Consider the following 22,799-nt stretch of genomic DNA (forward strand, 5'->3'; position numbering starts at 1 on the left):
GCCAGCCGGGCGCCGAGCACCTTCGATCGGCGTTGCCCGGATATGGAACGCCGTGACGCAGGCGCTGCCCTACGTCGGCGTGCCGCGCATCTCGCTGGGCGTGTGCCCGGTCCAGCGCTTGAACGCGCGGCGGAACTCGCGCACGTCGGTGAAGCCGATCTGGCTGCCGACCGCGGCGATGGTCAGTTCCAGGTCCTGCAGCAGTTCGAGCGCGCGTTCGGTGCGCACACGGTCGTGCACGGCGCTGAAGCGGGTACTTTCCTCGGCCAGCTGCCGGCGCAGCGTGCGCTCGCTCAGGTGCAGCGCGGCGGCGACATCGGTCATCTGCGGGTTCTCGCGCAGGCGGGGGCGCAGCTGGCGCTCGACCGCCGCGGTGGTTTCGCCGCGCAGCGACATCGCGGCCAGCTGTGCCTGGCACAGCGCCAGTGCCTGCCGTGAGGTCACCGGGTTGTAGCTGGCGAATGGCAGTTCCAGCCAGCGGCGATCCACCACCATCGCATGCTGCGTCTGGTTGAAGCGGATCTCGCAGCCGAACAGGTCGTCGTAACGCCTGGCATAGCGCGGTGCGGGATAGCCCAGTTCCAGCCGGAGCGGGCGGAAGTCGGGGCCCGCCAGCTCACGTGCCAGCATCAACGTGCTGGCGAACATTTCCTCGCACAGGAAGGGCAGCAGGTCGGCAGCCTCCTCCGGCGCAGTGGCAACGACGGCGAGCGCGCCATCTTCGCGATCCTGCACGTCCAGGTCCATCAGCGGCCCGAGGTTGCGCTGGTACTCCAGGCCGATCTGCACGGCGTCGCCGAAGGTGGGCGCGGTCTTCATCGCCAGGCCGAGCAGGCCGAAGTTGCCGCCGTTCTGCTTCTCGCCCATGGCCAGGCCCACGCCGTCGATCGGCAGGGTCGGCAGGGCGCGACGGATGATCTCGCTGGCCTGACGGTAGGACACCCGCGCCTGCGGGTCGTGGATTTCCTGCACGTTGAGGCGCATGCCGGCGAACCAGCTTTCGGCATTCACGCCGAACTCGCCGGCCAGCAGCACCAGACCGCACAGCATGTTGGTCGGCAGATTGGCCACCAGCAGGCGGTTGCCGAGTCCGGTTTTCCAGCGCATCGAAGCCCCTCCAGCTTGTCCGCTTTCCCCCCCTTAGTATGCCGCTCCCGCCCTCGGCGTGACGTGGGGCGGCGCACCAGACTGCCAGGCACGACGCAGCCGTATGGGGAGAGGCGATTCATGCAGCGCAGCATTTCCGTGGCAGTGGCCGGCGCTTTGGCGCTGCTGGCCGTGGGTTGCCAGCCCGACGCGCCTCCGGCGGCCGAGGTGCCCGCCGGCGACGCGGCCTTCGCCACCACCCTGCAGGAACGCCTGCTGGATGCCAAGCCGGGCGACGTCATCGAGATTCCGGCCGGTCGCCACGCCTTCGACCGCAGCCTGACCCTGCGCGCGAGCGGGGTGACCATCCGCGGGGCGGGCATGGACAAGAGCGTGCTGAGCTTCAAGGGCCAGAAGGCCGGCGCCGAGGGGCTGCTGGTCAACGGCGACGACTTCACCATCGAGCACCTCACCATCGAGGACTCCAAGGGCGATGGTCTGAAGATCAGCGAGTCGTCGAACATCACCGTGCGCGGCGTGAAGGTGCAATGGACGGGCGGCCCCAGCACCAAGAATGGCGCCTACGGCATCTATCCGGTGCTGACGAAGAACGTGTTGATCGAGGATACCGTGTCCATCGGCGCGTCCGATGCCGGCATCTACGTGGGCCAGTCCGATGGCGTCATCGTGCGCCGCAGCCGCGCCGAGCAGAACGTGGCCGGCATCGAAATAGAGAACACCCTCAACGCCGACGTCTACGACAACGTGGCGACCGGCAACACCGGCGGCATCCTGGTGTTCAACATGCCGGGCCTGTCGCAGCAGGGCGGCAACATCCGCGTCTACGGCAACAAGGTGATCGCCAACAACCACGAGAACTTCGGCGCCAAGGGCACCCCGGTGGCCAGCGTGCCGGCGGGTTCGGGCATCGTCATCAACTCCAACGACGACATCGAGATCTTCGGCAACGAGATCCGCGACAACGCGACGGCGAACATCATCGTCTCCAGCGTGTACTCCACCGGCTACAAGGACAGCAGCGCATCGCCGAACTTCGATCCGTACCCGGAGCGCATCTACATCCATGGCAACACGCTGTCCGGAGGCGGCGATTCGCCCGACGGCTTCGACCTGAAGGCGCTGAAGGTGGCGACCTACGGGCTGCGCGGCCGTTTCCCCGACGTGCTGTGGGATGGCTACTTCAACAAGGAGCGGCGGGTCGACGGCAAGAACGTCGGGCCGCAGATCTGCCTGCGCGACGTCAGTGGCGTGGTCAACGCCGATGGTCCCGGCGGTTACGGCAACCCCAGCAAGGATGCGAAGGCCCATGACTGCGAGCTGCCCCGGCTGCCCGCGGTCGATCTGAAGCGCGGGTAAGGCATGCGCAAACCGTATTGGCACGGGCTCCTGCTCGTGATCGCCTCCCTGGGTCTGGTGCTCTCGGCGTGCCGTCCGTCGACAGGCGTGCACTTCTTCGCCGAGGGACAGCCGAAGACGCTGGATGAGTGGGGCGTGCTGCGCATCGAGGGCGGCAGCCTGCGCCTCACCCCAGGCGTGGTGCCTTACGATCTGAACACGCCCTTGTTCAGCGATTACGCACACAAGCTGCGCACGGTGTGGATGCCCGAGGGCACATCGGCGACGTACCAGCCGGAACAGAGTTTCGATTTCCCGGTGGGCACCATCCTGAGCAAGACCTTCTACTACCCGCTGCCGGCGGGGCAGGCGTGGGACGGGAAATCCGTCGCGCGCACGCCGCCGTCGCAGTCTTCGCTCGAAGGTGAAGCCCTCGATCTCGCCAAGGTGCGCCTGATCGAGACCCGACTGCTGGTGCATCGCGAGGAGGGCTGGGTCGCGCTGCCCTATGTCTGGAACGAGGCACAGACGCAGGCCACGCTCAAGCGCACCGGCGAACTGGTCACACTGGACCTGGTGGACGCCACCGGCACGCGCGAAACGGTGGAATATCAGGTGCCCGACCAGAACCAGTGCGGCGGCTGCCACATCACCGACAACAAGTCGCGCAAACTGTTGCCAATCGGGCCGAAGGCCCGCCACCTCAACCGCGACTTCGACTACGCGGGGGGCCGCGAGAACCAGCTCGCGCACCTCGCGCGCGTGGGATACCTGAGGGGCGTGCCGGCCGACCCGCCGCGGCTGGTGGATGCGATGGAGGTCGGGGCGCCGGTGGACGCGCGGGCGCGCGCCTACCTGGACATCAACTGCGGCCATTGCCACAGCGCCACTGGCCCGGCGATCACCTCGGGCCTGTGGCTGGACGCGCAGACGCAGGACCGACTGAAACTGGGCTTCTGCAAACAGCCGATCGCCGCGGGGAAGGGGACCGGCAACCGCCTGCACGACATCGAGCCGGGGAATGCCGCGGCCTCGATCTTCGAATTCCGCATGGACAGCGCCGATCCCGCGATCATGATGCCGGAGGTCGGCCGTTCGGTCGTGCACCGCGAGGGCGTGCAGCTGATCCGCGACTGGATCAACGCGCAGCCGGGCAGTTGCGGGAGCGCTGAAGGGGAATCGTGAATCATGCCGCCGGCACGTTGAGGCCGGCTTCCGCACCAACGCTTCTTGGGAGGGAGTGATGAAAGTGACGCAACGGAATCTGGTGGTGGGGCTGCGGCGCGCCCTGTTCGGCGGCTGCGTGGTGCTGGGGACCGGCGGTACCGCATGGGCGCAGTCGACACCGCAGGACGAACAGGCCGCCACCAACCTGGACACCATCGTCGTCACCGCGCAAAGCCGGCAGCAGGAGCTGCAGGATGTGCCGATCGCGCTGCAGGTCGTGGACCAGCAGCTGCTCGACGACGTGGCGGCGGACAACCTGGGCGACATCGATGCGTTCGTGCCCGGCCTGGTGGTGGATGCGGCGCAGCCGACCCAACCTTCGTTCCGCCTGCGGGGCGTGGAAACCAGCGACTTCGGCATCGGCACCGATCCGGCGGTGGGCGTGTTCGTCGATGGCGTCTACGGCGGCCGCGGTGGCGGCGTGCTGCTGCCCTTCGTCGACATCGAGCGCATCGAGGTGCTGAAGGGCCCGCAGGGCACGCTGTTCGGCCGCAATACCGCGGCGGGCGCGATTTCGCTGGTGACCCGTCGTCCGCAGAACGAGACCGAGGCCCGCTTGCGCCTGCGCCTGGGCAACTATGGCAAGCAGTACGCCGATGCGATGTGGAACCTCCCGACCGGCGACAACTCGGCCCTGCGTTTCAACGCGCTGTTCAATCACAGCGACGGTTGGTTCCAGGACGGTGCCACCGGCAAGGATCTGGGCGGCGAGAACGTGTGGGCCACGCGCGCCGCCTGGCAGGTGGGACTTGGCGAGAACACCACCGCGCTGGTCAGCTGGGACCACGAGAGCCTGGACCAGAACGGCCGCGTGACCACCGGCATCTTGCCGTTGCCGGCCTATCCGCAGCGGCCGCCGGTCCCGGTGGATCCCGACGACTACCTCGATCCGCGCGACATCCCGACCTACAGCGACGCCACCAACGCCGAGTGGCGCACCTTCGACGGCGTCACCCTGATCGTGGACCACGCGCTGACCTGGGGACACCTGACCTCGACCACGTCCTGGCGGCAGTACGACGCGCTGAACCAGACCGAGGAGGACGGCACCAACCGCGCCGACCTGTACATCGACTCGGTCAATACCGAGAGCAACGAGACCTTCTATCAGGAGTTCAAGTTCGCCGGCAGCAACGCGCGGCTGGACTGGGTCGCCGGCGCCAGCTTCTTCAAGGAAGACGCCGACCAGACCAGCGAGGTGAACACCAATACCGCCGCGGTCGACAACATCGTGCGCAATCTCGGCATCGCGCCAACCCCGGACGGCAGCCTGTTCGGGTTCACTTCGTTCCTGGCCCAGAGTGCCGGCATCCCGGTCTCCCTGGTCGGCGACCGCTGGAACGAGCGCTTCACCAACACGCTGTCGACGACGGCCTACGCGGCCTTCGGCGACGTGATCTGGCGCGCCACCGACAAGCTCAACCTGACCTTCGGCCTGCGCTACACCCGCGACGAGAAGGACTTCACCTGGCTCAATACGCCCCGTAACGCGCCCGAGCTGGAAGCCAAGCTGGACCTGCTGGAATCGCTGGGCTTCTTCGATGCGCTGGCGCAGATGGGCATCCCGATCACCCGCGAGCTGCTGACCTTCGACATGGCCTTCATCGATCCGCCGGCGATGGTCAACAAGGGCGTGCTGGTGCGCGACAAGCGCAGCTGGAGCGACTTCAGCCCGCGCTTCGTGGTCGACTACCACTTCAACGACAGGGCGATGGTGTTCGGTTCGCTGGCCAAGGGCTACAAGGCGGGCGGCTTCAATGCGTTGCAGATCGGCCCGGCGTTCGAGAACGAAGACGTGTGGAACGCGGAAGTGGGCATCAAGCAGTCGTTCGGCCGCTTCTCCTACAACGCGTCGCTGTTCCACTATCGGTACGACAACCGTCAGTCGATCCGCCTGATCGATCCGGACCCGAACAATCCGGTCGACATCCCGCGCTTCGTGTTCGACACCGGCGATCTCGAGGCCACGGGCATCGACTTCGACATGCGCTGGAAGGTGACGGACGCCTTCACCCTGGACGCGCAGGCGGAGTGGATCGATTCCAAGTACAAGGACTACGTCACGCCCGAAGGCGTGGACCTGGACGGCGAGCCGACCGGCGAGCCGCGTTTCACCGCCTCGGTCGGCGCGGCGTACCGGATGAGCCTGGGTGACAGCGGCGACCTGCGCTTGTCCGCGCGCCATGCCTACCGCGGGCGCACGCGCTGCAATGCCGGCTCGGACCTGCAGGGCGACTGCGGTGTGAACGCCCTGCTGGACATCGGCGAGCCGCGCGAGCGCACCGATGTGCGGATCGGCTGGACTTCGCCGCAAGGCACCTGGAGTTGGGCCGTCTACGGCAACAACATCTTCGACAACCAGTACGTGAAGGGCCTGAACACCTATGGCCGCGGTCCGCTGGGCGTCGTCGGCGCGACCGTCAGCGAGCCGCGCACCTACGGGATGGAAGTGGCCGTGAAGTTCTGAGCCGCGCGGCGACGCGCTGGACGTGGGCACCCCGGCACCTCACGGTACCGGGGTTTTTGTTTGGCGCTTATCACGGCATGCTTGTGCGATGCCCGTGCGTCGCAATGTCCCCGTCGTCGATCTCTCCGCCGAACCCCTGAGCCGCCTGCCGGGCGTGGGGCCGCGCGTGGCGGAGAAACTGGCGGCGCGCGGCCTGGTGACGATGCAGGACCTGTGGTTGCACCTGCCGCTGCGATACGAGGACCGCACGACGCTCACGCCGATCCGGCTGCTGCAGCCGGGCGTGCCCGCGCAGGTCGAAGGGCGGGTGGAAGCCGTCGAGCGCGGCTTCCGCTATCGCCCGGTGCTGCGGGTGGCGATAGGCGACGAAGGTCACGGCACGCTGGTGCTGCGGTTCTTCCATTTCCGCGCGGCGCAGGTGGCGCAGTTCGCAGTGGGCACCCGCCTTCGCTGCTACGGCACCCCCAAGCCCGGCCAGCATGGGTTGGAGATCATCCATCCCAGTTACCGGGTGCTGGGCGAAGCGGACGACGTCGCGCTGGGCGATGCGCTGGACCCGATCTACCCGGCCGTCGAAGGGCTGGGCCCGGCGACGCTGCGCAAACTGATCGGTCAGGCACTCGAGCGCCTGCCGGAAGCAGGTGCGCTGGAGCTGCTGCCCTCGCCGTTGCTGGCGGGCCTCGGGCTGCCGTCGCTGCGCGATGCGCTGCTGACCATGCATCGTCCGCCGCGCGATGCGGACGTGGCCGCGCTGGCGCTGGGGACGCATCCGGCCCAGCGCCGGCTGGCGATCGAAGAGCTGCTCGCGCACCACCTGAGCCTGCGGCGCCAGCGGCTGGCCCTGCAGCAGCACCGGGCACCCGCGCTGAAGGGCCGGGGCGCGCTGGTGAATGCGCTGGTCAAGGCCTTGCCGTTCGCGCTGACCGGTGCGCAGAAGCGCGTCTTCGAACAGATCCGCGAAGACATGGCGCGTCCGTCGCCGATGCTGCGCCTGGTGCAGGGCGACGTGGGCAGCGGCAAGACCGTGGTGGCGGCGCTGGCCGGGATGCTGGCCGTGGAAGCCGGCAAGCAGGTCGCCCTGGCCGCGCCCACCGAGTTGCTGGCCGAACAGCACCTGGCCAATCTCAGGGCATGGCTGGAGCCGCTGGGCGTGCGCGTCGCCTGGTTGGCCGGCAAGGTGACCGGCAAGGCGCGCGCGCAGGTGCTGGCCGACGTGGCGTCCGGTGAAGCCCAGGTGGTGGTGGGCACGCATGCGCTGATGCAGGAGACGGTGGTCTTCCACGGCCTCGGCCTGGCCATCGTCGACGAGCAGCACCGCTTCGGCGTGCACCAGCGTCTTGCGCTGCGCGACAAGGGCGCTGGCGCGGACCGGGTGCCGCACCAGCTGGTCATGACGGCCACGCCGATCCCGCGCACGCTGGCGATGGCGGCCTATGCCGACCTGGACGTATCGGCCATCGACGAACTGCCGCCGGGCCGTACGCCGGTGCAGACCGTGGCCCTGAGCGCGGAGCGCCGGCCCGAGCTGGTGGAGCGCATCCGCGCCGCCTGTGCCGAAGGGCGACAGGCGTACTGGGTCTGCACGCTGATCGACGACAGCGACGAGGTCGTGGCGCAGGCCGCGCAGACCACCTACGAAGCCTTGTCCGCCTCGCTGCCCGAGCTGCGCGTGGCGCTGGTGCACGGTCGGATGAAAGCCGCCGACAAGCAGGCCACGATGCGCCGCTTCAAGGAGGGTGAGGCCGACCTGCTGGTGGCCACCACGGTCATCGAGGTCGGCGTCGACGTGCCCAACGCTTCGCTGATGATCATCGAGAATGCGGAGCGGCTGGGGCTGGCGCAGCTGCACCAGTTGCGCGGACGGGTGGGGCGCGGCGCTACCGCATCCAGCTGCGTGCTGATGTACCAGCCGCCGCTGTCGGCGATGGCCAGGCATCGCCTGGCGACGATGCGCGAAACCAACGATGGCTTCCTGATCGCCGAGAAGGACCTGGAACTGCGCGGACCGGGCGAACTGCTGGGCACGCGGCAGACGGGCCTTGCGGCATTCCGCGTCGCCGATCTCGCCCGCGATGCGGGCCTGCTGCCGCAAGTGCACGCACTGGCCGAGCGGCTGTTGGCCGAGGAGCCGTCGATCGCCGATAGCGTGATCCGCCGCTGGGTGGGTGGCTCCGCACGCTATGCATCCGCTTAGCCCGCTTAGCCCGCTTAGCCCGCTTACTGCCCGCGTGCTTCCATGACGCTGCCGGCGATGCCAGACTCGACGGTCGAGAAGACGAAGAGAAGAAGATGACCGACAGGATTCCCCTGCTGATCGACACCGACCCCGGCGTCGACGACGCCCTCGCCCTGCTGATGGCCTTCAACGACACACGTCACGAGATCGTCGGCCTGACCATCGCGGCCGGCAACGTGGGCCTGCAGTACACCGTGCGCAATGCGCTGAAGCTGTGCGAAGTGGCGGGGCGTACGGACATTCCCGTGTTCGCCGGTGCGCCGGCGCCGCTGCTGCACCCGTCGCCGGACGCCGGCTATGTGCACGGGCAGGATGGCTTCGGCGACGTCGGCTTCGCGCCGGCCACGCGCCAGGCCGAGGACGAACACGCGGCCCTGGCCATCCTGCGCCTGTCCCACGCACACGCGGGGAGGCTGGTGCTGGTCGCGTTGGGACCGCTGACCAACATCGCGCTGGCGCTCAAGCTGGATCCCACGCTGCCGCAGCGGGTCGCCCGCTTCGTGGTGATGGGCGGCGCGGTCACCTGCCACGGCAACATCACGCCGGCGGCCGAGTTCAATTTCTACTTCGATCCCGAAGCGGCGCACATCACGCTGCAGGCGTTCGAGCGCTACGACCTGGCCGACTGGGAAGCCACCATCGCCCATGGCCTGCCGCACCGCGAGGTCAATGCATGGCTGGCCGCCGACAGCGAGCGGGCCCGGTTCTACGCCCGCATCTCCGAGAAGACCCGGCTGTGGTCGGCCGACCGCCGGGGCGACCACTGGTTCGCGGCCGACGCGCTGGCGATGGCCTTCGTGCTCGCCCCCGAGGGTGCGCTGGAGCTGGCCGAGCGGCCGCTGGCGATCGAACTGCAGGGCGCGCATGCCCGCGGCGCATCGGTGGTGGACTGGCGCCGCGAGGGCGGCGGGCCGGACCAGGCCAACATCCTGCTGCGCTACGACCAGGCCCGGTTCCAGGACCTGATTCGGGCCGCGCTGGCGGCCGGCTAACGGCCGGGTTGCGTCGGCGGGGAAGGGCGGGCTACAATGCCGCTCTTCCATTCCCGCTACACGGTGTGCCCGCCATGAAGGCCGACATCCATCCCGATTACCGCGAAGTCGTCTTCCACGACGTGACCTCCGATTTCAAGTTCCTGACCCGCTCCACGCTGGGCAGCAAGGAAACGACGAAGTGGGAAGACGGCAACGAGTACCCGCTGATCAAGGTCGAAATCTCCTCGGCCTCGCACCCGTTCTACACGGGCAAGCACAAGGTCATCGATACCAGCGGCCGCATCGACAAGTTCCAGAAGCGCTACGCGCGCTGATCGAACTTCGCCTGCTGTTCCCGTCCGGCCGCGCCTCGTGCGCGGCCGTTCGCGTTTGTGCGCGGCGCATCATGCGCGCTGCCGGAACGGAGGGTTGCGTCCGCAGCCTCATTCTTTGGTCTGACTTTGGTGCGGTATCGAGCGACGGCTCCAGACCCGCTGTGCGATAATTGGGGTCATCCAAGGTTCACTCCCTGGACTCCCGTCACGCGCCGAGCGGGCCTTCCCGCAGGCGTATCCCCACGAAGGAGCGCACACTGTGTCCGAACTCGACCAGGTCACGCTGAATGCCGGCGACAAGTCCGTCGTCCTGCCCGTCCTGAAACCCACGCTTGGCAACGACTGCATCGATGTCTCCAAGCTGACCCGGGAAACCGGTCTTTTCACCTACGACTCGGGTTTCACCGCCACCGCCAGTTGCAAGTCGGCCATCACCTACATCGATGGCGATAACGGCGTGCTGTTGTACCGCGGCTACCCCATCGAGCAGCTCGCACAGCATTCCAGCTTCCTGGAAGTCTCGTACCTGCTGATGAACGGCGAGCTGCCGACCAAGCAGGAATTCGCCAAGTTCGAACACGAGGTCACGCATCACACGATGATGCATGAGTCGCTGAAGAACTTCCTGCACGGGTTCCACTACGACGCCCACCCGATGGCCATGCTGTCCGGCACGGTCGCTTCGCTGTCGGCGTTCTACCACGACACGCTGGACCTGGAAGACCCCGAGCAGCGCCGTCTGGCCGCGATCCGCCTGCTGGCGAAGATGCCGACCCTGGCTGCCGCCGCCTACCGCTATTCGATCGGCTGGCCGATCCGCTATCCGCGCAACAACCTCGAGTACGTCGACCGCTTCCTGCACATGATGTTCGAAGTGCCGAGCGAGCCGCTGGAGCTCAATCCGGTGGTCGCCAAGGCGCTGGACCTGCTGTTCATCCTGCACGCCGACCACGAGCAGAACGCCTCGACCTCGACGGTGCGCCTGGTCGGCTCGACCGGCGCCAACCCGTATGCCTCGGTCGCCGCGGGCATCACGGCGCTGTGGGGTCCGGCCCATGGTGGCGCCAACGAAGCCGTGCTGAAGATGCTGGAAGAGATCGGTACGCCGGACAAGGTGGACAGCGCCGTGGCCAAGGCCAAGGACAAGGAGTCCGGCTTCCGCCTGATGGGCTTCGGCCACCGCGTCTACAAGAACTTCGACCCGCGCGCGAAGATCATCCGCGAGATGACCCACAAGGTGCTCGGCGAGCTGGGCGTGGACGACCCGCTGCTGGAAGTGGCGATGAAGCTGGAAGAGGCCGCGCTGAAGGACGAATACTTCATTCAGCGCAAGCTCTACCCGAACGTCGACTTCTACAGCGGCATCATCTACAAGGCGCTGAAGATCCCCACCGAGATGTTCACCGTCATGTTCGCCATCGGCCGCACCGCCGGCTGGGTGTCGCACTGGCTGGAGCAGCAGGTCGATCCGGAAGCGAAGATCGGTCGTCCGCGCCAGATCTACACCGGCTACGCGCCGCGCGACTACGTGCCCACCGACAAGCGCTGAGCCCGTCGGCGACACGATGAAAAAGGCCCCGGTTCGGGGCCTTTTTCTTTGCGGCGTCGGTCACGCGTCCGATCGCACGGCGACACGGGTGGCCAAGGCGTGCAGGGCGAAACCATGGATCGTCCTGTCCGTGGTGGTCGTGCAGTCCGACAGCACGCTGACCTCGTAACGGTCCGCTGCCGGCGACAAGGCGGTGAAGACCACGCAGTTCTGCGTCATCATCCCCGCGATGCGCAGGCGGGTGACGCCCAGCTCGGCCAGCACGCCGGAAAGGCGGGTCTGATGGAAGCTGTCCGCGTACTGCTTCACGACGACGGGCGCGTCGGGGGCGGCGGCCAGGATGCGCGCATGGATGCCGGCGCCGGTCGTGCCGGGCTGGAACAGCGGGCTGTCCGCGGAGGCGGCCACATGCTGGACCAGGACCACGGGTTCGCCGCGCGCCCGGGCGCGGTCGATGGCGTCGACGATGGCGTCGAGCGTGGCTTCGGTGTTCCATAGCGGGAGCGCGCCGCCGGGGAAATAGTCGTTCTGGACGTCGATGATGAGCAGGGCGGCGGTCATGCGTTACCTTGGAAGGGGTGGGTTGCGACATCGTAGTGATGGGTGCTGCGGGTAGTAATTGCAGTCCGCAAGAAGCCGCGCCGTTTTCATTGAGGATCGAAAGACATGCCCCTCGACAAGATGGATCGGGCCATCCTGGCGGCGCTGGCGCACGACGCCCGCATGACGTGGCAGGCCGTCGGCCGGCGCGTGCACCTGACGGGACAGGCGGTCGCCACGCGCGTGCAGCAGATGGTGGACGGCGGCACGATCCGCGGCTTCATCGTGGCGCGAGGCGATCTGCGGCGCTACTTCATCACGGTGTTCATGGATACGCCGCAGTTCGATGCATTCGAAGCGTTCCTGCAGGCGCATGCCGACGTGGAGAGCGCCAGCAAGATCGCCGGCGAAGGCTGCTACCAGGTGACGCTGGCCTGCGAGAGCGATGCGGGCCTGGATGCCTTCACCCAGTCGCTGCTGCGCTATGGGCGCTACAAGGTCGCCAGCGAGATGCGGCGCGTGAAGCCCTGACGCATCGTTTCAGCGGCGCGCCACATCCAGCTCGTAGCGGGCGATGTCCTCTTCGGCAAGCAGCTGGCGCAACTGGATGGCGGACGCGCGCCTCATCGGCCTCTCGTCCACGGTGGAGAGCGGAGCCTGGCGCAACGCGTCGTGCGGCAGCACGGTCAGGTCGAAGCTCAGCTCCTCTGCGCTGAATAGCCACACGGGCAGGTCGGCCACGCGCTCCCTGTCCATGCGCAGCCGGCGCTCGCGCGGCTCGGCGGGGATACGGTGTTCCTCCAGGAAGCGGGTGATCGCATCCGGGTCGTCGCTGTGCACGTGCACGTGCACGGGGGTGTTGGCATCGGCGGTACCTTCAAGCACCGGACCGACCAGCCGGGGCGAGAACGCGGACAGGAACTCCATCGCGCGCAACGCGGCCTCGCGCCGCCGACGCAGGCCCGCCACGTGCGCCTCGCCGACGAACAGGCGCTGGTACTCGCGCAGTGCGTCCTCGATTTCGCGGTTGCGGGGCAGGGAAGCATCGTCGTGGATGCCCAGCCGGCTGGCGGCCTTGAGTTTGGCCTGGTGGTAGTCGCGGATGCCGCCCTCGGCCATCAGCCGGGCGGCTTCGTGCGCCAGTCGCAGACGGCGCTCGCGGGTGCGGGTTTCGGCGTGCTGACGGGCGTGGTGCATGGCAAGCCTCGCGTCGAAACAGACCCGAATGTACACCATGCTCCCGCGTTGTCGATGACGGCGCACGCGCGCCGTCAGGCGCGCTTCACGCCAGCGCGTCAGAAGATGTCGAACGCCTCTTCGTCCGGCACCGCGTCCTCCGGACCATACAGGTCGTAGTCCTGAATGCGGTCCATGTCCTCGACCTTCACCCATTCGGTGACGCCGTTGAGCGTGGCCTGCACCATGCCGTCCGGTGGATCGTTCGACGCCACCGGCTTGTCCTTCAGGGCCACCCGCATGTAGTCGATCCAGATGGGCAGGGCCGCCTTGCCGCCATATTCGCGATAGCCCAAGGACTGGAAGTTGTCGCGCCCCACCCACACCACGGTGGCGTACTGCGCGCCGAAGCCGCCGAACCAGGCGTCGCGGTGGTCGTTGGTCGAGCCGGTCTTGCCGCCCACGTCCTCGCGGCCCAGCACCTTGGCGGCGGTGCCCGTGCCGCGCTGGACCACGTCGCGCATCATCGACACCAGCTGGTAGGCCGTGCGCTCGTCGATCGCGCGCGGCGCGGTGACTGCGTTCGGATCGGCGGGCTTTTCCTCGGCCTTGGGCTTGGCCTCGGCCGGCTTGGCGGTGGCCGTGGTCGCGGCCGGGCCGAAATTGAAGCCGTCCACCACCTGGCTGGCCGGTGCGCCCCCGCCCTGCGCCCCCTGGCCGCAGCCGCGGCAGGCGACGGCCGGGTTTTCCTTGAACACCACGTTGCCTTCGCGGTCCTTCACCTCGTCGATGAACCAGGGCGTCACCCGCGACCCGCCATTGGCGAATACGGCGTAGCCACGCGCCACCGACAGCGGCGTCAGCGACGCGGTGCCCAGCGACATCGACAGGTTGGGCGGAAGTTCGGCCTCGTCGAACCCGAACTGGCTGATGTAGGTGCGCGCGAACGGCACGCCGATGCCATCCAGCAGCCGCACGGACACCAGGTTGCGCGACTGCACCAGGGCTTCGCGCAGCCGCATCGGGCCGCGGAAGCCGCCGCCGTCGTTCTGCGGCCGCCACATGTGGCCGCGGCGGTCGCGGAATACGACCGGAGCGTCCAGCACGATCGAGGCGGGGTTGAAGCCCTTCTCGAACGAGGCCGCGTACAGGAACGGCTTGAAGCTGGAGCCGGGCTGGCGGCGCGCCTGGGTGGCGCGGTTGAACTTGTTGCCGGCGAAGCTGTAGCCGCCCACCAGCGCACGTACGGCGCCGTTGTTGGCGTCCAGCGACACCAGCGCAGCCTGCGCGCGCGGGATCTGGTCGACCAGGAAACTGCCGGGCTCCTTGCCCGCCTTGATGCGGGCCAGGTCGCCGCGCTTGAACAGCTTGGCCGGCGTGCGGCCGGTCCACTTGCTGGCGGCGGCGGGCAAGGTGGTTTCGCGGCCGTCGGCCATGACCACCGTGGCGCTGCCATCGTCGTGGGTGCGTGCCACCACCGTGGGGATCAGGCCGTTCTGCGCAGGAATGCCGCGCAGGTGGCTGGCCAGGGCGGCGGCGTCGGCGTCGGCTGCGACATCGAAGTGCCGCTCGATGCCGTTCCAGCCATGACGGTGGTCGTAAAGGCCCAGGCCGTCGCGGACCGCATCGTTGGCGGCCGCCTGCAGGGTGGCGTCCAGCGTGGTGGTGACGTGGTAGCCCTTGGTCAGCGCTTCCGGTCCGAAGCGCGCGATCATTTCCTGGCGCACCATCTCGGCGACGTACGGGGCATACACCTCCACCGGTCGCTCATGCGGCTTGGCATGCATGGGCTCGGCCTTGGCCTGCGCGGCTTCGGCCGCGGTGACGTAACCGTCCTCGCGCATCCGCTCCACCACATAGGCGCTGCGCTGCTGGTTGCGGCCGGGGTTGCTGATCGGGTTGCCGCTGGAGGGAAACTTCAGTGCGCTCACCAGCGTGGCGGTCTCGGCCAGCGTCAGCTGGTCCAGGGTCTTGCCGTAGTAGTACTCGGCCGCGGCGGCCACGCCGTAGGAGCGGTTGCCGAAGAAGCTCTTGTTGAGGTACAGCTCCAGGATCTCGTCCTTGGTCAGCATCTTCTCGATGCGGACGGCCAACATCATCTCCACCAGTTTGCGGGTGTAGCTGTACTCCGAGCTCAGGAACCACTGCCGGGCCACCTGCTGGGTGATCGTGCTGCCGCCGGCCACGCGGCCCTCCTTCCGGCTGACGATCTGCCACACGGCCCGGGCGATGCCGGTGGGGTCGATGCCCTTGTGCTCGTAGAACTTGCTGTCCTCGGCGGCAACGAAGGCCTGCTTGACCCGGGCCGGAACCTGGTCGATCTGCACCGGATAACGCCGGATCTCCCCGTACAGGCCCATCAGCCGGCCGTCGCTGGCATAGATATAGAGGGGTTCCTGCAGTTCCACGTTCCGCAGGGCCTGGACGTCCGGGACCTTGGACGAGACCGTGTAGTACAGCACCCCCAGGCCGACGGCGCCGGCCAGGGCAAGTATCAGGAACGTGATGAGGGTCCAACGGAGAAGACGACGGAAACGGGACATCCAGTGCTTTCCGATTGCAGAATTCGTAACGGCAGAGTATAGATGACCGCCGGGATCGCCACGGGCGATTCCAAGGGGAACAGGGACTTGGGGAACAACCCTCGTGAAACGTGACAAGCCGCACAGCCACGTCAACGTCGGTTGCCAAGCGTAAAAACTTGGTTATTAATGTGGGCGCGCGTCGTGCGCCCTGTGCCCGTCGGAAGGGGAAAGACCGTGGGGCTAATCCCAAAAAGCCAGTCGCCGCTCATCGGCGTCGACATCAGTTCGACTGCGGTAAAGCTGCTGCAGCTGTCGCGCGTGGGCAACCGTTTCAGGGTTGAGCACTACGCCGTCGAGCCGCTGCCGCCCAATGCCGTGGTCGAGAAGAACATCGTCGAGGTCGAGGCCGTCGGCGAGGCCATCCGCCGGGCGGTGAACCGCGCCGGCACCAAGGCCAAGTACGCGGCCGCGGCCGTGGCGGGGTCCGCGGTGATCACCAAGATCATCCCCATGCCGGCCGACCTGGACGAAAACGATCTGGAAGCGCAGGTCGAGCTCGAAGCCGTCAACTACATTCCGTATCCCATCGAGGAAGTGAACATCGACTTCGAGGTGCTGGGCCCCATGCCCAACAACCCGGAGATGGTGCAGGTGCTGCTGGCGGCGTCGCGTTCGGAGAACGTCGAATTGCGCCAGTCGGCCCTCGAGCTGGGCGGCCTGACCGCGCGCGTCATGGACGTGGAAGCCTTCGCGGTGGAAAACGCCTTCGCCTTGATGGCCAGCGACCTGCCGGTGCCGCAGGACGGCGTGGTGGCACTGGTCGACATCGGCGCGACGATGACCACATTGAACGTCCTGCGCCGCGGACGCAGCCTCTACAGCCGCGAACAGGTGTTCGGCGGCAAGCAGCTGACCGACGAGGTGATGCGCCGGTACGGCCTGACCTACGAGGAAGCGGGCCTGGCCAAGCGCCAGGGCGGGCTGCCCGAAAGCTACGAAGTCGAAGTGCTGGAGCCGTTCAAGGAAGCCACCGTCCAGCAGATCAGCCGTCTGCTGCAGTTCTTCTACGCCGGCAGCGAGTTCAACCGTGTCGACCAGGTCGTCCTGGCGGGTGGCTGTGCGGCGTTGCCCGGCCTGCCGGAGATGGTGGAAGAGCAGCTGGGCGTGCCCACCGTGGTCGCCAACCCCCTGGCGCAGATGACCTTGGGCCCGCGCGTGCAGGCGCATGCGCTGGCGCAGGACGCTCCCGCGCTGATGATCGCCACCGGCCTGGCTTTGAGGAGCTTCGACTGATGGCACGAATCAACCTACTCCCGTGGCGCGCGGAGCGCCGCGTCCAGCGGCAGCGCGAGTTCTACGTGATGCTGGCCGCCGCCGCCGTCGCCGGCCTGCTGCTGTCGTTCCTGCTGTGGTTCCACTACGACCGCCAGGTGGCCGGCCAGACCGAGCGCAACGAGTTCCTCAAGGCCGAGATCGCCAAGGTCCAGGCGCAAAACAAGGAAATCGAGCGCCTGGACGAGCAGAAGCGCCGCCTGCTGGCGCGCAAGGACGTGATCGAGAAGCTGCAGGCCAACCGTTCCCAGATGGTGCACTTGTTCGACTCCCTGGTGCGCACCATCCCCGACGGGGTCATGCTGGGCAACATCAAGCAGGAGGGCGAAGTCCTGACCCTCGAGGGCCGGGCCCAGTCCAACGCGCGCGTCAGTACCTACATGCGCAATCTGGAGACCTCCGGCTGGATGACCAAGCCCGAGCTGTCGATCATCGAATCCAAGCCGGAAGAGGTGAAGACGCTCACCAACACCGGTGCCAGCCGCGCGCTGCCCTACGTGTTCAAGCTGACGGTCCGCCTGGCGAACCCGACCGCCGAGCAGGAAGCGGAAACGGCCGCCGCCGGCACCGCCCCCGCCGGTGCCGCGCCCGCGGCGCCGCTGGAGGGACAGCCCGCTGCGCCCGCCACGCCCGCGCCTGCAACGCCGGCGACACCCGCCCCGTCGACACCGCCACCTGCCGCGCCGCCCGCCAACACTCCCCCGGCCACCGGGAGCGCCTCATGAGCCAGAAAAAGACGTCGCTCAAGAACCTGGACATCAACAACATCGGCGCGTGGCCGCAGAACGCGAAGATCGGCTTCTCGGTGATCCTGGCGTTGTTCATCCTCGCCTTCGCCTACTTCCTCTTCATCAAGGGGAAGACGGAAACGCTGGAATCGCTCGAAGGAGAAGAGGTGCGCCTGCGCCAGGATTTCGAGAAGGAGCAGGCCAAGGCCGCGAACCTCGAACCGCTGAAGCAGCAGCTCGCGCAGATGGAGCAGGTGCTGCAGCAGATGCTGCGCCAGCTGCCCAGCAAGACCGAGATGCCGGACCTGATCATCGATATCTCGCAGACCGCACTCTCCAGCGGGCTGGCCAACGAGCTGTTCCAGCCGGAGCCGGAGACGCTGAAGGAGTTCTACGCCGAAAAGCCGATCCAGCTGCGCATGGTGGGCAACTACCACCAGTTCGGCGCGTTCGTCAGCGGCGTGGCCTCGCTGCCGCGCGTGGTCATCCTGACCATGCACGACATCTCCCTGAAGCCGAAGGAAGGCAAGGGCGGCGTGAACCGCGGCGCGCTGGAGCTGTCGGGCACGGTGAAGACCTATCGCTACCTGGATGAGACCGAAGTCGCGGAACAGGAAGCGATGGCGGAGGCTCAGCAGGGGAAGGACGGGAAGCAGCAGTCTGCCTCGAAGAAGGCGGGAGGTAAGTCGTGATGCGTCTCGAGAACGCCCGCTTCACGCGTGGACTGTTGCTGCTGGCGGTTATCGCGTTGGGAGCTTGTGCGCGGGGTGTGACCAGCACGCCGGGCGACGCTCCAAACCTGGAGAGCTGGGTCGCGGACGTGAGGGCTCGCCCCGCGCCGCCGCTGGACCCCTTGCCGGTGATGCAGCAGTTCGAGACCTTCGAGTACGCCGCGCAGACGCTGCGCGATCCGTTCAGCGATGCCTGGAACAATGCCGAGGGCGGCGGCCTGCGCCCCGACCCGGACCGGCGCAAGGAGACGCTTGAACAGTACCCGCTGGACAGCCTGGACATGGTCGGCACGATCGGCAAGGGCCCGGGGCTGGTGGCGCTGGTGATGGGGCCCGACAAGGTCACCTACCGGGTACGTCCGGGGAACTACCTGGGGCAGAGCGATGGCCGGGTCACCTCGGTCCGCGAAGATGGCTTGGAACTTGTCGAACTAGTGCCGGATGGCGCGGGTGGCTGGCTGGAACGGCCGGCGTCGATCGCGCTTGAAGATCAATGATTGGGGGATACACGATGACCGCTTCGAACGCCTACCGCCTGCGGCCGTCCCGGCGCCTGGCCACCCTCCGGGTCTGCTCTCTGGGATTGGCCATCGGCCTGCTGGCGGCTGCCAGCGCCGCTGGCGCCACGCCCCCGGGCCAGCAGGCACCCGCCAGCCCGGTCGCCGCCACGGCTACCCAGGGAGTGTCGGTGTCCAACATCGACTTCCGTCGCGGTGAGGACGGTGCCGGCCGACTGATCGTCAGGTTCGACGGCCAGGGTGCCACGCCCGACCTCCGCAACCAGGGCGATACCGTCGTCGTGGATGTGGGCAACGCCACGTTGCCGGCCTCCCTGCAGCGGCCGCTGAACGTGGTCGATTTCGCCACGCCCGTACAGCGCGTCGAAGCGCAGTCCCGGGCCGGCGGCACGCAGCTGGTGCTCAGCACGCGCGGCGACTTCGAATCCCTGGCTTACCAGTCGGGCAACGAGTACGTCGTGGAGATCGTGCCCCGTGCCGGCCAGAAGGCCGTGGGCGGCGCGAACGCCACGGCGGGCACCAGTTCGTCGGCCGTGGTGGCTGCCGCGCAGAAGATTGCCACCGAAGCCCGCCGCTACAGCGGCCGGCCGGTCACGTTCAACTTCCAGGACGTGCCCGTTCGCACCGTACTGCAGCTGATCGCCGAGGAATCCAACCTCAACATCGTCGCTTCCGACACGGTGCAGGGCAACGTCACCCTGCGCCTGGTCAACGTGCCGTGGGACCAGGCGCTGGACATCGTCCTGCGCGCCAAGGGTCTGGACAAGCGCCGCGATGGCGCGGTGGTCTGGGTCGCGCCGCAGCCCGAACTCGCCAAGTTCGAGCAGGACAAGGAAGATGCGCGCATCGCCATCGAGAACCGCGAGGATCTGGTCACCGATTACGTGCAGATCAACTACCACTCCGCGAGCGCGATCTTCAAGGCGCTGACCGAGGCCAAGGGTGTGGGTGGTGGTGGCAGTGGCGGTGGCAGCGGTAATGGCGGCAACAACGAGAACGGCTTCCTGTCTCAGCGTGGACGCCTGGTGGCCGACGAGCGCACCAATACGCTGATGATCAGCGACATCCCGAAGAAGGTCGCGCAGATGCGCGAACTCATCAACGTCATCGACCGCCCCGTCGATCAGGTCCTGATTGAAGGGCGGATCGTCATCGCGACGGATACGTTCGCCCGCGATCTCGGTGCCCGGTTCGGCATCGCAGGCCGGCGCACGGGCGACCGCACGCAGATCATCACCGGAAACCTCGAGGATAGCGTCAGCATTTCGCAGGAGAACGAGCATGTCATTCCGGATGGCCTGAACGTCAACTTGCCCGCAGGTACCTACACCACCAACACGGCTGCGGCCATTGCCTATACGCTGTTGGGCCGCAATTTCAACCTGGATCTGGAGCTCTCGGCCCTGCAGGAAGAAGGCCGTGGCGAGGTGATCTCCAATCCGCGCTTGGTGACCACGAACCAGCGTGAAGCCGTGATCAAGCAGGGTCGCGAAGTGGGTTACCTGACCATTACGGGATCTGGCAGTGGCGGCAATGCCGCGGTGCCGACGGTGCAGTTCAAGGAGGCGTTGCTCGAATTGAAGGTCATCCCGACCATCACCGACGACAATCGCGTCTTCCTGAACCTCAACGTGAAGAAAGACGAAGTATTGCGTTTCATCAATCTCGGTCAGTTCGGTTCCGTGCCCGAACTCGCCCGTCGCGAGATCAACACCGCCGTGTTGATCGAAGACGGCCAGACCGTGGTGATCGGCGGCGTGTACGAGTTCAGCGACCGCGCCAGCGTGGCCAAGGTGCCGTTCCTGGGCGACATCCCTTTCCTCGGCAACCTGTTCAAGAAGAAGGGTCGCAGCAAGGAGAAGGCCGAACTGCTGATCTTCGTCACCCCGAAGGTATTGCGCGTGGCCGAACGCCGCTGACGCCGTCTCGACGCTGGTCGAAGAAGGGCCCCCCAAGGGGCCCTTTTTCTTTGCTCGACTCCAGGCTGAATCCGGCATGCACGCGGCTCCAAGGGGTGAACCTTCCGTGCCGGGGTAGGTCAGAATCCACCTTCCCGTCGATTCCGCCCGCCTCCATGGATTCCATCCCCACCGCCAACCCCACGCCATCCGGCGACGCGCAGGCCCGCCTGCATGAGGCGTTCACGCGCTTGCGCGACGACCTGTCGCAGACCATCGTCGGGCAGGCCGCGCTGGTCGAACGCCTGCTGATCGCCCTGCTGGCGGATGGCCACCTGTTGGTGGAGGGCGCGCCCGGCCTGGCCAAGACCACCGCCATCCGCGCCCTGGCGTCGCGGCTGCAGGCCGATTTCGCGCGTGTGCAGTTCACGCCGGACCTGTTGCCGGCCGACCTGACGGGCACCGAGGTGTGGCGACCGCAGGAAGGACGGTTCGAATTCCAGGCCGGACCCATCTTCCACCCGTTGCTGCTGGCCGACGAGATCAACCGTGCACCGGCCAAGGTGCAGTCTGCGCTGCTCGAAGCGATGGGCGAGCGCCAGGTGACGGTAGGCCGTCACACGTATCCGCTGCCGGCGTTGTTCCTGGTGATGGCCACGCAGAATCCCATCGAGCAGGAGGGCACGTTCCCGCTGCCTGAAGCGCAGCTCGATCGCTTCCTGATGCACGTGAAGATCGGTTATCCGGAAGCGGCGGCGGAAGCCGACATCCTGCGGCTGGCGCGCGATCGTGCACGCGACGAGATGCAGCCCGCTCCCGCCGCTGTCGACCGCATGCCGCTGGAAGATGTCTTCCGCGCCCGCGCGCAGGTGCTGGACCTGCACCTGGCCCCGGCGCTGGAGCGTTATCTGATCGAACTGGTGCTCGCCTCGCGCGACGCGGCGCGTTACGACGCCACCCTCGCGCGCCGCATCGCCTGGGGTGCGAGTCCGCGCGGCTCCATCGCATTGGAGCGATGCGCGCGTGCGCGCGCGTGGCTGGCCGGCCGCGACTACGTCACCCCGGACGACATCCGCGCCATCGCGCCGGACGTGCTGCGCCACCGCGTGCTGCCCAGCTACGAAGCCACCGCAGAAGGCTGGGACGGCGACCGCCTGGTGAAGGCGCTGCTGGACGTGGTGCCCCTGCCATGAGTAGCCAGCCCACGTCCTGACCCTACGCGCATGAGCGACGGCATCCGTCCCACGCTGCAGGAACTGATCGCGTTGCGCGCGAGCGCACAGCGGCGCCCGCCCGCGCGCCGCGGCCGGCATTCCGTCACCGGACCCTCGGCATCGTCTCTGCGGGGGCGCGGGATGGAATACGCCGAATCGCGCGAATACGTCGCCGGCGACGACGTGCGCCACATCGACTGGCGCCTGACCGCCCGCAGCGGGCGTACGCATACCAAGCTGTTCCAGGCCGAACGCGAGCGACTGACGCTGATCGTCGCCGACACGTCGCCGCTGCTGTACTTCGGCACCCGCGTGCGCTTCAAGTCGGTGCAGGCCGCACGCGCCGGTGCGGTGGCCGCATGGCAGGCTGTACGCGATGGCGACCGGCTGGCGATCCTGCGCGGCAGCGCCACGGAAGCGCCGATTCCGCCCGCATCGGGGACCCGCGGCGCGCTGCGCGTACTGGATGCGCTGGTGCGCTGGTACGCGACCCCCCCCGTGGACGATCTCGGTCTCGCATTTGCGCTCGATCAAGCCGCGCGCCTGCTGCGCCCGGGTTCGCGCCTGCTGGTGCTGGCCGAGCCGCACAGCGTGGCAGGCATCCCGGACACCCGCTGGACCGCGCTGGCGGCCCACCATGACGTGGTGGTGCTGCTGCTGACGGACCCGCTGGAAACCGATCCGCCGTCGCGGCAGCTGCCCTTCGCGGCAGGCGACCGGCGCATCGAGCTCGACCTCGCCAGTGCGGCGCAACGTGATGCGTGGCAGGGCGAATTCCAGGCGCCACTGGAGCGCGCGCTGGACCGCCTGCCGTCGCGCGGTGTACAGGTGCGCATGCTGTCCACCGAGGCCGCCAGCGATGCCTGGCTGGTCGCGCTGGGTCGCGCGCAATCGCAGGTGGCCTGAC

19 protein-coding genes are annotated in these 22,799 nt (G+C 67.7%); 15 read left to right on the plus strand and 4 right to left on the minus strand.

The genetic code is table 11. From position 1 onward, the window contains the following. Positions 1 to 69: 69 nt before the first annotated feature. On the minus strand, positions 70 to 1,107 hold the full coding sequence (locus V8246_RS08195; RefSeq protein ID WP_336188725.1) for an AraC family transcriptional regulator: 1,038 nt from the start codon (positions 1,105 to 1,107) through the stop codon (positions 70 to 72). A gap of 120 nt (positions 1,108 to 1,227) precedes the next feature. Here V8246_RS08195 and V8246_RS08200 point away from each other — a divergent pair, with 120 nt between their 5' ends. The 7 genes from V8246_RS08200 (at position 1,228) to V8246_RS08230 (ending at position 11,230) form a co-directional block, all read left to right on the plus strand. After that, positions 1,228 to 2,463, plus strand: a complete 1,236-nt coding sequence (locus tag V8246_RS08200) for a parallel beta-helix domain-containing protein (RefSeq protein ID WP_336188726.1) — start codon at positions 1,228 to 1,230, stop codon at positions 2,461 to 2,463. A gap of 3 nt (positions 2,464 to 2,466) precedes the next feature. Further along, a complete protein-coding gene (locus V8246_RS08205) occupies positions 2,467 to 3,627 on the plus strand; it encodes an SO2930 family diheme c-type cytochrome (RefSeq protein ID WP_336188727.1) in 1,161 nt (386 codons plus the stop codon). Positions 3,628 to 3,685: 58 nt separating this feature from the next. Then, on the plus strand, positions 3,686 to 6,136 hold the full coding sequence (locus V8246_RS08210; protein ID WP_336188728.1) for a TonB-dependent receptor: 2,451 nt from the start codon (positions 3,686 to 3,688) through the stop codon (positions 6,134 to 6,136). An 88-nt stretch (positions 6,137 to 6,224) separates the two neighbouring features. After that, complete coding sequence (gene recG / locus V8246_RS08215; protein ID WP_336188729.1) at positions 6,225 to 8,330, plus strand: ATP-dependent DNA helicase RecG; 2,106 nt, start codon at positions 6,225 to 6,227, stop codon at positions 8,328 to 8,330. A 95-nt stretch (positions 8,331 to 8,425) separates the two neighbouring features. After that, a complete protein-coding gene (locus V8246_RS08220) occupies positions 8,426 to 9,364 on the plus strand; it encodes a nucleoside hydrolase (protein WP_336188730.1) in 939 nt (312 codons plus the stop codon). 74 nt (positions 9,365 to 9,438) lie between these two features. Next, positions 9,439 to 9,681: a type B 50S ribosomal protein L31 gene (locus tag V8246_RS08225; protein ID WP_162108763.1), complete on the plus strand. Its 243-nt coding sequence runs from the start codon at positions 9,439 to 9,441 to the stop codon at positions 9,679 to 9,681. Between the two features lie 259 nt (positions 9,682 to 9,940). After that, positions 9,941 to 11,230, plus strand: a complete 1,290-nt coding sequence (locus V8246_RS08230) for a citrate synthase (RefSeq protein WP_336188731.1) — start codon at positions 9,941 to 9,943, stop codon at positions 11,228 to 11,230. Between the two features lie 60 nt (positions 11,231 to 11,290). On the opposite strand, the gene V8246_RS08235 is transcribed toward V8246_RS08230, so the two are convergent. Then, positions 11,291 to 11,791: a cysteine hydrolase family protein gene (locus V8246_RS08235; protein ID WP_336188732.1), complete on the minus strand. Its 501-nt coding sequence runs from the start codon at positions 11,789 to 11,791 to the stop codon at positions 11,291 to 11,293. 105 nt (positions 11,792 to 11,896) lie between these two features. On the opposite strand from V8246_RS08235, the gene V8246_RS08240 reads away from it, so the two are divergent. Next, positions 11,897 to 12,301 (plus strand): Lrp/AsnC family transcriptional regulator, encoded by a 405-nt coding sequence (locus V8246_RS08240; RefSeq protein WP_336188733.1) that lies wholly within the window; start codon positions 11,897 to 11,899, stop codon positions 12,299 to 12,301. Between the two features lie 9 nt (positions 12,302 to 12,310). On the opposite strand, the gene V8246_RS08245 is transcribed toward V8246_RS08240, so the two are convergent. Next, complete coding sequence (locus V8246_RS08245; RefSeq protein WP_336188734.1) at positions 12,311 to 12,967, minus strand: hypothetical protein; 657 nt, start codon at positions 12,965 to 12,967, stop codon at positions 12,311 to 12,313. Between the two features lie 98 nt (positions 12,968 to 13,065). Then, complete coding sequence (locus V8246_RS08250; RefSeq protein ID WP_336188735.1) at positions 13,066 to 15,489, minus strand: penicillin-binding protein 1A; 2,424 nt, start codon at positions 15,487 to 15,489, stop codon at positions 13,066 to 13,068. A 216-nt stretch (positions 15,490 to 15,705) separates the two neighbouring features. Between V8246_RS08250 and V8246_RS08255 the strand changes: the two genes are divergently transcribed. The 7 genes from V8246_RS08255 (at position 15,706) to V8246_RS08285 (ending at position 22,798) form a co-directional block, all read left to right on the plus strand. Further along, positions 15,706 to 16,764 (plus strand): pilus assembly protein PilM, encoded by a 1,059-nt coding sequence (locus tag V8246_RS08255; protein WP_345786372.1) that lies wholly within the window; start codon positions 15,706 to 15,708, stop codon positions 16,762 to 16,764. Further along, complete coding sequence (locus tag V8246_RS08260) at positions 16,764 to 17,528, plus strand: PilN domain-containing protein (protein WP_336188736.1); 765 nt, start codon at positions 16,764 to 16,766, stop codon at positions 17,526 to 17,528. Before V8246_RS08255 ends, V8246_RS08260 begins: the two co-directional genes overlap by 1 nt. Further along, positions 17,525 to 18,223, plus strand: a complete 699-nt coding sequence (gene pilO, locus V8246_RS08265; RefSeq protein WP_245125407.1) for a type 4a pilus biogenesis protein PilO — start codon at positions 17,525 to 17,527, stop codon at positions 18,221 to 18,223. The genes V8246_RS08260 and pilO overlap by 4 nt, the downstream gene beginning before the upstream one ends. After that, a complete protein-coding gene (locus V8246_RS08270) occupies positions 18,223 to 18,759 on the plus strand; it encodes a pilus assembly protein PilP (protein WP_245125404.1) in 537 nt (178 codons plus the stop codon). The genes pilO and V8246_RS08270 overlap by 1 nt, the downstream gene beginning before the upstream one ends. Before the next feature lie 14 nt (positions 18,760 to 18,773). Next, positions 18,774 to 20,699: a type IV pilus secretin PilQ family protein gene (locus tag V8246_RS08275; protein ID WP_336188737.1), complete on the plus strand. Its 1,926-nt coding sequence runs from the start codon at positions 18,774 to 18,776 to the stop codon at positions 20,697 to 20,699. 155 nt (positions 20,700 to 20,854) lie between these two features. Beyond that, the gene (locus V8246_RS08280) at positions 20,855 to 21,871 is read left to right on the plus strand and encodes a MoxR family ATPase (protein WP_336188738.1); all 1,017 of its coding nucleotides are present in this window, start codon (positions 20,855 to 20,857) and stop codon (positions 21,869 to 21,871) included. A 30-nt stretch (positions 21,872 to 21,901) separates the two neighbouring features. Beyond that, a complete protein-coding gene (locus V8246_RS08285; RefSeq protein WP_336188739.1) occupies positions 21,902 to 22,798 on the plus strand; it encodes a DUF58 domain-containing protein in 897 nt (298 codons plus the stop codon). Position 22,799: the final 1 nt, after the last annotated feature.

The organism is Pseudoxanthomonas sp. F11, from assembly GCF_037046485.1.
Lineage (GTDB): Bacteria > Pseudomonadota > Gammaproteobacteria > Xanthomonadales > Xanthomonadaceae > Pseudoxanthomonas_A.

Bases quoted from the DNA above. Each gene is read 5' to 3' on its own strand.
- V8246_RS08240 (WP_336188733.1), top strand. From the start codon at position 11,897: ATGCCCCTCGACAAGATGGATCGGGCCATCCTGGCGGCGCTGGCGCAC.
- V8246_RS08250 (WP_336188735.1), bottom strand. From the start codon at position 15,489: ATGTCCCGTTTCCGTCGTCTTCTCCGTTGGACCCTCATCACGTTCCTG.
- V8246_RS08245 (WP_336188734.1), bottom strand. From the start codon at position 12,967: ATGCACCACGCCCGTCAGCACGCCGAAACCCGCACCCGCGAGCGCCGT.
- V8246_RS08195 (WP_336188725.1), bottom strand. From the start codon at position 1,107: ATGCGCTGGAAAACCGGACTCGGCAACCGCCTGCTGGTGGCCAATCTG.
- V8246_RS08270 (WP_245125404.1), top strand. From the start codon at position 18,223: ATGCGTCTCGAGAACGCCCGCTTCACGCGTGGACTGTTGCTGCTGGCG.
- V8246_RS08225 (WP_162108763.1), top strand. From the start codon at position 9,439: ATGAAGGCCGACATCCATCCCGATTACCGCGAAGTCGTCTTCCACGAC.
- V8246_RS08210 (WP_336188728.1), top strand. From the start codon at position 3,686: ATGAAAGTGACGCAACGGAATCTGGTGGTGGGGCTGCGGCGCGCCCTG.
- V8246_RS08285 (WP_336188739.1), top strand. From the start codon at position 21,902: ATGAGCGACGGCATCCGTCCCACGCTGCAGGAACTGATCGCGTTGCGC.
- V8246_RS08235 (WP_336188732.1), bottom strand. From the start codon at position 11,791: ATGACCGCCGCCCTGCTCATCATCGACGTCCAGAACGACTATTTCCCC.
- V8246_RS08275 (WP_336188737.1), top strand. From the start codon at position 18,774: ATGACCGCTTCGAACGCCTACCGCCTGCGGCCGTCCCGGCGCCTGGCC.
- recG (WP_336188729.1), top strand. From the start codon at position 6,225: ATGCCCGTGCGTCGCAATGTCCCCGTCGTCGATCTCTCCGCCGAACCC.
- V8246_RS08280 (WP_336188738.1), top strand. From the start codon at position 20,855: ATGGATTCCATCCCCACCGCCAACCCCACGCCATCCGGCGACGCGCAG.
- V8246_RS08205 (WP_336188727.1), top strand. From the start codon at position 2,467: ATGCGCAAACCGTATTGGCACGGGCTCCTGCTCGTGATCGCCTCCCTG.
- V8246_RS08260 (WP_336188736.1), top strand. From the start codon at position 16,764: ATGGCACGAATCAACCTACTCCCGTGGCGCGCGGAGCGCCGCGTCCAG.
- V8246_RS08220 (WP_336188730.1), top strand. From the start codon at position 8,426: ATGACCGACAGGATTCCCCTGCTGATCGACACCGACCCCGGCGTCGAC.
- V8246_RS08200 (WP_336188726.1), top strand. From the start codon at position 1,228: ATGCAGCGCAGCATTTCCGTGGCAGTGGCCGGCGCTTTGGCGCTGCTG.
- pilO (WP_245125407.1), top strand. From the start codon at position 17,525: ATGAGCCAGAAAAAGACGTCGCTCAAGAACCTGGACATCAACAACATC.